The sequence below is a fragment of the Brevibacterium sp. genome (assembly GCF_022712115.1).
In the GTDB taxonomy this organism is placed as follows: Bacteria; Actinomycetota; Actinomycetes; order Actinomycetales; family Brevibacteriaceae; genus Brevibacterium; species Brevibacterium salitolerans.
Window position 1 is genome coordinate 1 of sequence record NZ_JALAHB010000097.1, and the last position, 10,230, is coordinate 10,230.

Annotated in this window: 9 protein-coding genes; 3 read left to right on the forward strand and 6 right to left on the reverse strand. The window is 70.9% G+C overall.

Going from position 1 to position 10,230, the window contains the following annotated elements; all coding sequences use genetic code 11:
- Window positions 1–107: 107 nt before the first annotated feature.
- Entirely contained in the window at window positions 108–1,064 is a 957-nt protein-coding gene (locus Q0A33_RS05875; RefSeq protein ID WP_291794389.1) for a cytochrome b/b6 domain-containing protein, read from the reverse strand.
- Window positions 1,065–1,291: 227 nt separating this feature from the next.
- On the opposite strand from Q0A33_RS05875, the gene Q0A33_RS05880 reads away from it, so the two are divergent.
- On the forward strand, window positions 1,292–1,684 hold the full coding sequence (locus tag Q0A33_RS05880; protein ID WP_291794391.1) for an RNA-binding S4 domain-containing protein: 393 nt from the start codon (window positions 1,292–1,294) through the stop codon (window positions 1,682–1,684).
- Between the two features lie 70 nt (window positions 1,685–1,754).
- Here Q0A33_RS05880 and Q0A33_RS05885 read toward each other — a convergent pair whose 3' ends face one another.
- A complete protein-coding gene (locus Q0A33_RS05885) occupies window positions 1,755–2,834 on the reverse strand; it encodes a GNAT family N-acetyltransferase (protein WP_291794393.1) in 1,080 nt (359 codons plus the stop codon).
- 236 nt (window positions 2,835–3,070) lie between these two features.
- On the opposite strand from Q0A33_RS05885, the gene Q0A33_RS05890 reads away from it, so the two are divergent.
- Window positions 3,071–3,829: a siderophore-interacting protein gene (locus Q0A33_RS05890; RefSeq protein ID WP_291794405.1), complete on the forward strand. Its 759-nt coding sequence runs from the start codon at window positions 3,071–3,073 to the stop codon at window positions 3,827–3,829.
- Between the two features lie 54 nt (window positions 3,830–3,883).
- Here the strand turns inward: Q0A33_RS05890 and Q0A33_RS05895 are convergent, their stop codons facing one another.
- The 4 genes from Q0A33_RS05895 to Q0A33_RS05910 form a co-directional block, all read right to left on the reverse strand.
- A complete protein-coding gene (locus Q0A33_RS05895; protein ID WP_291794395.1) occupies window positions 3,884–4,759 on the reverse strand; it encodes a DUF4081 domain-containing GNAT family N-acetyltransferase in 876 nt (291 codons plus the stop codon).
- A gap of 6 nt (window positions 4,760–4,765) precedes the next feature.
- Complete coding sequence (ispG, locus tag Q0A33_RS05900) at window positions 4,766–5,914, reverse strand: flavodoxin-dependent (E)-4-hydroxy-3-methylbut-2-enyl-diphosphate synthase (protein WP_291794397.1); 1,149 nt, start codon at window positions 5,912–5,914, stop codon at window positions 4,766–4,768.
- 180 nt (window positions 5,915–6,094) lie between these two features.
- Window positions 6,095–7,471: a site-2 protease family protein gene (locus Q0A33_RS05905; protein WP_291794399.1), complete on the reverse strand. Its 1,377-nt coding sequence runs from the start codon at window positions 7,469–7,471 to the stop codon at window positions 6,095–6,097.
- Window positions 7,468–8,820: a 1-deoxy-D-xylulose-5-phosphate reductoisomerase gene (locus Q0A33_RS05910; protein ID WP_291794401.1), complete on the reverse strand. Its 1,353-nt coding sequence runs from the start codon at window positions 8,818–8,820 to the stop codon at window positions 7,468–7,470. The genes Q0A33_RS05905 and Q0A33_RS05910 overlap by 4 nt, the downstream gene beginning before the upstream one ends.
- A 139-nt stretch (window positions 8,821–8,959) precedes the next feature.
- Between Q0A33_RS05910 and Q0A33_RS05915 the strand changes: the two genes are divergently transcribed.
- Window positions 8,960–10,177, forward strand: a complete 1,218-nt coding sequence (locus Q0A33_RS05915; protein WP_291794403.1) for an acyl-CoA dehydrogenase family protein — start codon at window positions 8,960–8,962, stop codon at window positions 10,175–10,177.
- Window positions 10,178–10,230 lie beyond the last annotated feature (53 nt).

The window sequence follows — 10,230 nt, forward strand, 5'->3', positions numbered from 1 at the left end:
CCCCACCCCGCTGGCGCTTGCCCCTCTTTTTGGGGTTTTGGGGGGCTGCTCGGTCTTGGCGTTCCGGCCCCCCTCTCCCCTCCGCCGGCTGGGTGAGGCGAGTGGGATCAGCGGCTGACCTTGCCGAACATGTTGGCGAGCGGTGTGAGGAACACGGGACGCGCCAGGAACCAGCCCGCGACCATCACCACGATGGAGACCGCGAACATGATGAAGCCCAGCAGCTGGTTGTCGTCCGAGGCCGCATACATGTGCTGGAGGTTGCCGCCCAGGCCGTGCCCGGCCACCACGGAGCCCACGAACACCAGGGTGACGTGCACCGCGATGAAGGCGAGGAAGAAGACCATGGTCGGGAAGTGGATGGCGCGCGCCACCGGGGCGGGGTAGAACTTGTTGATCTTCGCGTCCTCCGGCCAGATGTTGGACATGCGCAGACCGGTGAGGAGGGACAGGGGCGCGGCGACGAACACGACGAGGAAGTACGAGAGGACCTGGAGGCCGTTGTAGTTGGTCCACCCCATCTCCGCGGGCCAGTTCATCGAGGCGTACTGCAGGGCGGAGGACACCGCATGGGGGAAGATGTCCCAGTCCGCCGGGACGATCCGGCGCCACTGCCCGGTGGAGAAGAGCAGGATGTAGAAGACGATGCCGTTGAGGACCCAGAGCGCGTCGAAGACGAAGTGGATCCACAGGTTCATCGAGATCTTCTTGGGCGCGCCCTTGGTCTTGATGAGGCCCTTGTTGTTGCGGGTCCAGTGGCCCTGGGGACGCTGCGTGGTCCGCACCAGGATGCCGGTGCGGATGATGAGAAGCATGAAGAAGGCGTTGAGGAAGTGCTGCCAGCCCAGCCATGCCGGGAGGCCGGTCTCGACGGCGTTCGCCTCCGACTGGCCGGGATACTTCCGGATGAAGGCCTCGACCGGCTCGAGCGTCCGCAGCCAGATCGCGACCCCCACGAGGATCGCGAGCACGACGATCGCCCCGCCGGCGATCAGCGCGGGCTTGACGAAGGGCTGGAAGTCGAAGCCACCCGACTTCTTCTTGTTCTTGGAGGACGTGTTCACGCGCGCCTTCCCTCTCATTGGGCGACCGGAGCGCACTCCGGCACCTGGACATGACTGATGTGCGTTTCCTCAGAGTGTAGCGCCTGGCCTCGAACGAGCGTTAAGTCATGCTCTCCGCCCGGCACACCCTGCCACACCCATCCAAGAATTATATATTATATTGCACCTGAGTGCTCCAGCCGTGGCTTCACCCAGCCCGCGCTCCGGCACTCCGATAGCATCGGCGCATGCCGGAGCCAGACTTCTCCCCCGATTCCACGATGCGCACGGATGTATGGCTGTGGGCCGTGCGCATGTTCCGCACGCGCTCGGCCGCGACGGCCGCGTGCAAGGGCGGTCACGCCCACATCGAGGGGCAGCGGGTCAAGCCGGCGCAGAAGATCACGATCGGCCAGACCATCCGCGTCCGCACGCCCGGAGGCGAGAGGATCCTGCGGGTGCGGGCCATGCTGCCCACGCGCGCCGCCGCGCCCATCGCACAGCAGTGCTACGAGGACCTGACCCCTCCGCCCGATCCCGCACTGCGCGCACCGGTGCCGCGCCGGGACAAGGGCGCAGGCCGTCCCACCAAGAAGGACCGCCGCGAGATGGACCGCCTCCGCGGCCGCGACTCGCACTGACCTCCTCGCGCATGCGGATCCGAGGAAGCACCGGGCCCGAGGCGGCCCGCCCGGCAGGGCTGCCGTCGCCTCAGGCAGGAGGCAGGTCTCCCGGGAGCATGCCGTACACCACCGTGTCGGTCCATTCGCCCTTGCTCCACCAGTCCTGCCGCAGGTGGGCCTCCCGCCGCATCCCCACGCGCTCGGCGAGCCGCGCCGAGGCGGTGTTCCGTGCGTCCATCTGCGCGGCCACACGGTGCAGGTCCAGTTCCCCGAAGGCGAGCCGCAGGACCGCCGAGACGGCCTCGGCGGCGTATCCGTGACCGCTGTGGGCCGGGTCGAGCACCCACCCGATCTCCGCGATCCGGCGCCGCCTGTCCGTGAGCCACAGCGCGAGATCGCCCACCGGCTCACCGGCATGCTCGATGACCAGCGCGAACCCGCCGCTCGCGGTGTGCAGTCCGGTCCGCGTGAGCCGGTCCCGCACCCGCACCCCGGCCTCCTCCCGCGTCCAGGGATCCTCGAGGAGGAAGCGCGCGGTCTCCGCACCGGAGTAGACCCGGTGCAGCCAGTCCTCGTCACCGGGCACGTGGAGGCGCAGGGAGAGCCGCTCCGTGCGCAGAGGCAGCTCCGGCAGGGAGTAGACGGGGAGCACGAGGCCGACGAGCTCCGCGGTCTCCCCGGCCGGGGTGACGCCCGTCTCCGTGCCCGTCTCCTCGAAACCCGCGGACGCGAGGGCGCGGCGCGAGGCCGCATTCGCCGGTGCCGTCCGCGCACGGAGCTCGTGCAGACCGCTCTGCGCGGCGAACCGGGCGGCGAGGGCGAGCGCGGCCCCCGTGAGTCCCCTGCCCCTGTGGGCGGGGTGCAGCCAGAAGCCCACCTCGGCGCACTGCCCCTGCACGTCGAAGACGACGATGCTGCCGGCGAAGGCGTCCGTGGCCGGATCCGCGATGGCCAGCACCGCGAGGTCTCCCCGGGCGAGGCCGTCCGCGGCGGCCCCGACGATCATCTCCCGAGCGGAGGCCTCGGTGTACTCGGGCTCCGGCAGGTGCGCGAACTCCCGCACCGCTCCGTCCGCAGCACCTTCCGCGAAGGCCGCGGCATCCTCGACACGGAGCGGACGGATGCGCACACGCGGATCCTCCATGGGCAGCGAACCGGCATCCAGCATGCTCCCACGCTAACAGCGACGGGGACACGGGGGTGCACCACGGCAGACGAATCCTCAGCCCGTTGACTTCCGCGCCCACCCTCTCTACCTTTGGTAAGGCATACCTCACTCACTGGCCCGCCGCCCGCAACTCACCACGAGCGCCACCGCCGGCGGCGGACGGACGAGACCCTCCCGCACCGAACGGAGCGCATGTCATGCCCGGCATCACTGTCAGCCATGCGGATTCAGGCCTCATGCACACGCGTGTCGCACGCACCCGGAGGGTGACGCCGCACATGACCCGAGTGACCTTCGCCGGCGGCGATCTGCACCGGTTCGGGTACCAGGGCTTCGACCAGTGGTTCCGTCTCGCGATCCCCGTCCGCGCGGAGGATCGGCTCGACGCGCTCCCGCAGCGGTTCGGGTTCGGCGGACTGCTGCGGTATGCCGCGCTGCCCCGGGGGACCCGCCCCGTGATCCGCAACTACACCGTCCGCGGATACGACGGCGAGACCGGCGAGCTGGACGTGGACTTCCTCATCCACGGCACCGAGGGGATCGCAGGTCCGTGGGCCGCCTCGGTCGAGCCCGGCGCACAGGTCGCGCTCATCGACCAGGGCTGCGGCTGGAGGCAGGTGCCCGCAGAGCAGCATCTCCTCGTGACGGACGAGAGCGGGATGCCCGCCGTCCTGGGCGTCCTCCGCGACATGCCCCGCGATGCGCACGGGCATGCGCTCATCGAGCTCTTCGACCCTGCAGACGCACAGGAGGTCGAGGCGCCCCCGGGCATGACCGTCCACTGGCTGATCCGCGGTCCCGGTGACGCTCCCGGCACCCGCGCGCTCCCCGTGCTGCGGGAACTGCCGCTGTCGCCGAGCATCTGCGCGTTCGCAGTGGGCGAGTCCGCTCTCGCCACAGGCACCCGCCGCCATCTCGTGGGTGAGCGCGAGGTCCCCCGCGCGAACGTGACCTTCTGCGGCTACTGGCGCCTGGGCAGATCCGCGCCCGGCTGAGGACCGGGGCCTCCGACGCAGCCCGCTCGCGGGAGGAGGCCGGGGCGCCGCAGCTCAGTACATGACGGTGGCGAAGGTGCCGCGCTGCACGTAACCGGCCTTCTCGTAGACGCGCAGGGCCGGAGCGTTGAACGCGTTGGCGTACAGGCTCACCACGGGCGCCACATGGGTGAGGACATGCGAGGAGACCGCCACCATCGCGGAGCTGGCAATGCCCCTCCCCCGGAAGTCCGGGTGCGTCCAGACCCCCTGGATCTGCACCGCGTACGGCGAGCTCACGCCCAGATCCGCTTTGAACACCACCTGTTCGCGCAGTCCGGCCGCGGGCCAGTCCCGCAGCTGCCCGCCGTCCGGGCCCGTGCCGGAGGTGAGGATGAGGGTGGAGCGGTTGTCGATGAGCCCGCGCACCCGTGCCAGGTACCCGCTGGAGCCCTGCTCCACCGGTGAGAAGCCCACCTCCTCCGTGAACATCTCCACAGCCGCCGCGAAGACGGCTTCGAGGTCTGCGAGGTGTGCCGTCCGCACCTCCGGGTGCGGGGGCACCTGCGGCCGGCCCTCGCACACCAGCAGCGGCTGCTCCGGGCGCACGCCCCGCGGCGTCCCCCAGCGCAGACGCGCGGCCAGGTCCATGACCCACCCGGCCTCCCCGATGAGGGAGGAGTTCCAGCGGCCCCGGGCATTCAGCATCTCCGCCACGACGGCGTTGGTCGCAGGCGTTGCGCCCATCGCCACGATCGTCCCGCCCACCCAGTACGCGGCCACCGGCCTGCGGCCGTCGAACACGCCGTAGAGGGTGCCGGCGTGCGTCTGGATGTCGGCACTGCCGTGGTTGCGCAGCAGCGTGATGAGGAAGGCGTGGTGGGCGGGCGCACGCAGCAGCGACTGTGACAGCCACTCGGTGTGGCCCCGGCGCAGGGGCGCGAGTCTCACATCACCTCAGCTGACGACGACCTCGGCCTCGCCGGAGGGGAGGCCGTCCTCGTCCGCGATCCGCATGGCCTCCTCGATGAGCGTCTCCACGATGCGCGCCTCCGGCACCGTCTTGATGACCTCGCCCTTGACGAAGATCTGCCCCTTGCCGTTGCCGCTGGCCACGCCCAGGTCTGCCTCGCGCGCCTCGCCCGGCCCGTTGACCACGCAGCCCATGACGGCCACCCGGAGCGGCACCTCGAGCCCTTCGAGGCCCGAGGTCACCTTCTCCGCGAGCGTGTACACGTCCACCTGCGCACGCCCGCAGGACGGGCAGGAGACGATCTCCAGCTTGCGCGGGCGGAGGTTGAGTGACTCGAGGATCTGGCTGCCCACCTTCACCTCCTCCACGGGAGGCGCGGAGAGCGAGACGCGGATGGTGTCGCCGATCCCCTCGCTCAGCAGCGCGCCGAAGGCGGTGGCGGACTTGATGGTGCCCTGGAAGGCGGGACCGGCCTCCGTCACACCCAGGTGCAGCGGCCAGTCCCCCTTCTCCGCGAGGAGCTCGTAGGCACGGACCATGACGACCGGATCGTGGTGCTTGACGGAGATCTTGAAGTCGTAGAAGCCGTGCTCCTCGAAGAGGGACGCCTCCCACATCGCGGATTCCGCGAGCGCCTCCGGGGTGGCCTTGCCGTACTTCTCCAGCAGGCGCTTGTCGAGGGAACCGGCGTTCACGCCGATCCGGAGAGAGACGCCGGCGGCCTCCGCCTCCTTGGCGATCTGCCCCACCTGGTCGTCGAACTTCCGGATGTTGCCCGGGTTCACGCGCACGGCGGCACAGCCGGCCTCGATCGCGGCGTAGACGTACTTGGGCTGGAAGTGGATGTCCGCGATGACGGGGATCTGCGCCTTCTGCGCGATCGCCGGCAGCGCCGCGGCGTCGTCCGCGGAGGGACACGCGACGCGCACGATGTCGCAGCCCGCCGCCGTGAGTTCGGCGATCTGCTGGAGCGTGCCGTTGATGTCCGTCGTCTTCGTCGTCGTCATGGACTGGACGGACACGGGATGATCCGATCCCACGCCCACGCGGCCCACACGGATCTGCCGGGTCCTGCGCCTGGGGGCGAGGACCGGCGGCGGCGCGGCGGGCATGCCCAGGTTCACGGCTGTCACTGATCGGTTTCCCTTCGACGCCTGGATGAGCGGTGAGGCACCGGCACAGGGACCGGCACCGTGGTCCATGCTACTCCGGCGGGCCTATGAGCACTCCCGAGGAGCCTGCAGGCCGCGCTCAGCCCGCGCCCGCCGGCCCGCCGGCCCGTGGAACCGCGGACGCCGCGGGCGGCTGCGCCGTCAGCCGAAGAGCCGGATCGGCTTGACGATGTCCACGTAGAGCAGCAGCACCGTCATGCACAGGAACGCCCCGACCACCACATAGGTGAGCGGCAGGAGCTTCGCGGTGTCGAAGGGCCCGGTGGGCCCGCGTCCGCGCCTGCGGTTGATCCGCCGCCGTGCGCCCTCGTAGAGCGCGACCGCGATGTGTCCGCCGTCCAGGGGCAGCAGCGGCACCATGTTGAAGGCGAAGAGGAACAGGTTGAGCGAGGCCAGGAGGCCCAGCCCCGACTGCACCTTGTCGACCACCTCCACGTCGATGACGGTGCCCGAGGCGGTCTCGACCGACTCCGTGGAGACGATCTCGCCGGCGATCCGGCCCACGCCCACGAGGCCCACCGGGCTGTCGTCCGCGCGCGCCTTGTCCGTGAAGGCCACCTCGGCCAGCTCCGTGAGCTTGGCCGGCAGCGTGAGCAGCGCATGGAAGGTCATGCCGACGGCGTCCCAGGTCCGCTGGGCGAACTGCGCCGGGTTCTGCCGCTGGTACTCCTGGGTGGGGCCGATCCCCAGGAAGCCGGCCGGCTCTGTGCGCGGGTTCCCGTCCGCGTCCAGGACGGGCTCGCCGCCCTCGTCCTGCACCGGGCGCTCCGTGAGCATGATGGGCACGTCCAGGCTCAGGGTCTCACCGCCCCGGTCCAGCACCACTGGGACCGTGGACCCGGCACGCTGCCGGATGGTGTCCGAGAGCGTGTCCCAGTCGTCCGCCGGCACCCCGTCGACGGAGACCACCCGGTCGCCCGGCTGGATGCCGAGCTCCCAGGCGGGGGTGAGCGGGTCCTCGGGCGCGCACGTGTTCCGCTCCGCCTCCGGACGCTCCTGCGCGACCGAGGCCGGCACGGCGCACTCGACCACCGTCTGCACCGTGGTGCTGGGCACGGGTGCGCCGATCCCCATGAGGCTGATCGCGAAGAGGAGGATGCCGAGGACCAGGTTCACGCACGGGCCGCCGAACATCACCACGAGGCGCTTGGGCACGCTCAGCGCATAGAAGCTGCGGCCCTCCTCCCCGGGCGCCAGCTCCTCATTGGCGAACTCGCGCGCGTCCTCGAGGGTGTGCGCGAACAGCCGGGGCCTGCGCGGAGGCCGGTCCAGCGCCTCGGCCGGCGGATACATGCCGGGCATGGAGATGAACCCGCCCAGCGGCAGCGCCTTGATCCCGTACTCGGTCTCGCCCCGCACCCGGGAGAAGAGAGTGGGGCCGAACCCCACCATGTACTTCGTCACCTTCACGCCGAACCGCTTGGCCGGGACGAGGTGGCCCAGCTCGTGCAGTGCGATGGAGACGGAGATGCCGGCCAGGAAGAGGACGATGCCGAGGACGTAGAGCAGGGCGGTCATGCGGGAGCGCTCCCGGCCGGTGCGGCGGGCTGCCCGGTCGCGGAGGTCTGCTCTGTCGCGGAGACCTGTGCATCCACCCAGGCGGCGGCGAAGTCCCGCGCCCAGGCGTCAGCGGCGAGGACGGCGTCACGGGTGAGGCGAGCCTGCTCCGGACGGTGCGCCTCCAGCGCGGCGGCGATCCCGTCCGCGATCCCGGTGAAGGCGATCCTGCGGTCGTGGAAGGCATCCACGAGGACCTCGTTGGCGGCGTTGAAGACCGCCGGGTGCGTCCCGCCCTCACGTCCGGCCTCGATCGCGAGGCCCAGCGCGGGGAACGCCTCGTGATCGACCGGCTCGAAGGTCCACTGTGCGGCCCGCGTCCAGTCGTTGGCCGCCGCGCCGGAGGCGATCCGCTCCGGGCCGGCGGTGTCATCCCGGCCGGCAGCGCTGTCCCGACGATCCGCGTGCTCCCCGCCGGCGGCGCGGTCCGGATGCACGGCTCCCAGGGCGTAGGCGATGGGCAGGCGCATGTCCGGCGGCGAGACCTGGGCCAGGGTGGAGCCGTCGGTGAACTGCACCATCGAGTGCACCTGGCTCTGCGGGTGGACGACGACCTCGATGTCCTCCATCGGCACCCCGAACAGCAGATGGGCCTCGATCACCTCGAGGCCCTTGTTCACGAGGCTCGCGGAGTTGGTGGTGATGACGCGGCCCATGTCCCAGGTGGGGTGGGCGAGCGCCTGCTCCGGGGTGACGGCCTCCAGCTGGGCGCGGCTGAAGCCCCGGAAGGGCCCGCCCGAGGCCGTGATCACGAGCTTGGCGACCTCGGCCCGCCGGCCCGCCCGCAGCGCCTGCCAGATCGCGGAGTGCTCGCTGTCCACGGGGAGGAGCCGGGCACCGGTGGCGGCAGCGGCATCTAGCACCACCTGCCCGCCGACGATGAGTGACTCCTTGTTCGCGAGCGCCACGTCCGTGCCGACGGTCAGCGCCGCCAGCGTGGCGTCGAGTCCGGCCGCTCCCGTGACCGCGTTGAGCACCGCGTCCGCGGGCCGGGCGGCGATCCGGGCCGCGGCGTCCTCGCCGAGCTCGATGTCCTCGACGAGGTCCGGCAGCCCCTGCCTGCGCGCCTCCTCGGCGAGCGCGGAGCGGACGGCGGCCATCGCCTCGGCGGTGGTGTCCGCCTGCGGCGGGACCGCGAGCCCCACGGCGCGCGCCCCCAGCTCCACGGCCTGGGCCGCGAGCTCCCGGAGATTCGCGCCCCCGGCGAGACCCTCGATCCGGAAGCGTCCTCTGTGGAGCCGCACCACATCGCGGGCCTGGGTGCCCACCGACCCTGTGGCTCCGATTACACTGATCACTCGTACAGTCACAGTGCACGATCATGTCATCCCATCCTTGGGAAACCGTGATGGGAGGCGGTGCCGTGACACCGGCTGCGCGGGGCGTGCCCGCCGCAGCCTCGCACGCAGATGAAGCAGCGGCGCCGGCGCGCCGCGGAGGGAGAGCGCAGTGACGCAGAGCAAGGGCCGGACACTCGCACCGGACGAGATCCTCGCAGTCGACCAGATCTTCGACCAGGACGATCTCGACTGGGCCGGCGTGGTCCGCGGCTGGCTGGACGAGAACGTCCGCGAGCAGATCGGCGACTGGTACCTCGAGGGGACGATCCCCGCGCGCGAGCTCGCAGAGGGTCTGGGCGAGCTGGGCGTGCTCGGCATGCACCTCGCCGGCTACGGCTGCGCGGGCTCCACCGCCACCCAGTACGGACTGGCCTGCCGCGAGCTCGAGGCCGTCGACTCCGGCCTGCGCTCACTGGTGAGCGTGCAGGGCTCGCTCGCGATGTTCTCGATCCACCACTGGGGCTCCGAGGAGCAGAAGGAGGAGTGGCTGCCGCGCATGGCCGCGGGCAGGGCGATCGGCTGCTTCGGCCTCACCGAGCCGGACGTGGGCTCCGACCCCGCCGGCATGAAGACCCGGGCGACCCGCGACGGCTCCGACTGGATCCTCAACGGCGCCAAGATGTGGATCACCAACTCCCCGGTCTCCGACGTCATGGTCGTCTGGGCCAAGACGGACGAGGTGAATGAGAAGACCGGCGAGAAGGGTCTCGTGCGCGGCTTCGTCGTCCCCACCGACACCCCCGGGGTCGAGGTGCCCGAGGTCAAGCGCAAGATCTCCCTGCGCGCCTCCATCACCGGTGAGATCGTGCTCGACAACGTGCGCCTGCCGGAATCCGCGATGCTGCCCAAGGCCTCCGGTCTCAAGGGCCCGCTCTCCGCGCTCTCCGAGGCCCGGTTCGGGATCGTGTTCGGCGTGACCGGTGCGGCGCGCGACGCGCTGGAGGAGGCGCTGCGATACACGGACACGCGCATCCAGTTCGACCGTCCGCTGTCCTCCTTCCAGATCTCGCAGCAGAAGCTCGCGAAGGCATTCGGCCAGTACTCCTCCATCACCCTCACCGCCGCCCACATCGGCCGGCTCAAGGACTCCTCCGCAGGCGTCCGTCCGGAGCAGATCTCCCTCGGCAAGATGGTGAACGTGGACACCGCCATGAACGTGTGCCGCGATCTGCGCGCCCTGTTCGGCGGTTCCGGCATCACGAGCGAGTACTCGCCGCTGCGCCACGCGGTCAACCTCGAGACCGTCCTCACCTACGAGGGCACCCACGAGGTCCACCAGCTCACGCTGGGTCGTGCCATGACCGGCATCTTCGGCTTCGCGAACTGAGCCGATGCCGGCAGGGGTAGGCGCTCACTCCGGCTGCCGGGCGCAGGCCCGGG

Coding starts and splice junctions, on each gene's coding strand:
- Q0A33_RS05880 (WP_291794391.1), top strand. CDS start 1,292: ATGCCGGAGCCAGACTTCTCCCCCGATTCCACGATGCGCACGGATGTA.
- Q0A33_RS05885 (WP_291794393.1), bottom strand. CDS start 2,834: ATGCTGGATGCCGGTTCGCTGCCCATGGAGGATCCGCGTGTGCGCATC.
- Q0A33_RS05890 (WP_291794405.1), top strand. CDS start 3,071: ATGCACACGCGTGTCGCACGCACCCGGAGGGTGACGCCGCACATGACC.
- Q0A33_RS05905 (WP_291794399.1), bottom strand. CDS start 7,471: ATGACCGCCCTGCTCTACGTCCTCGGCATCGTCCTCTTCCTGGCCGGC.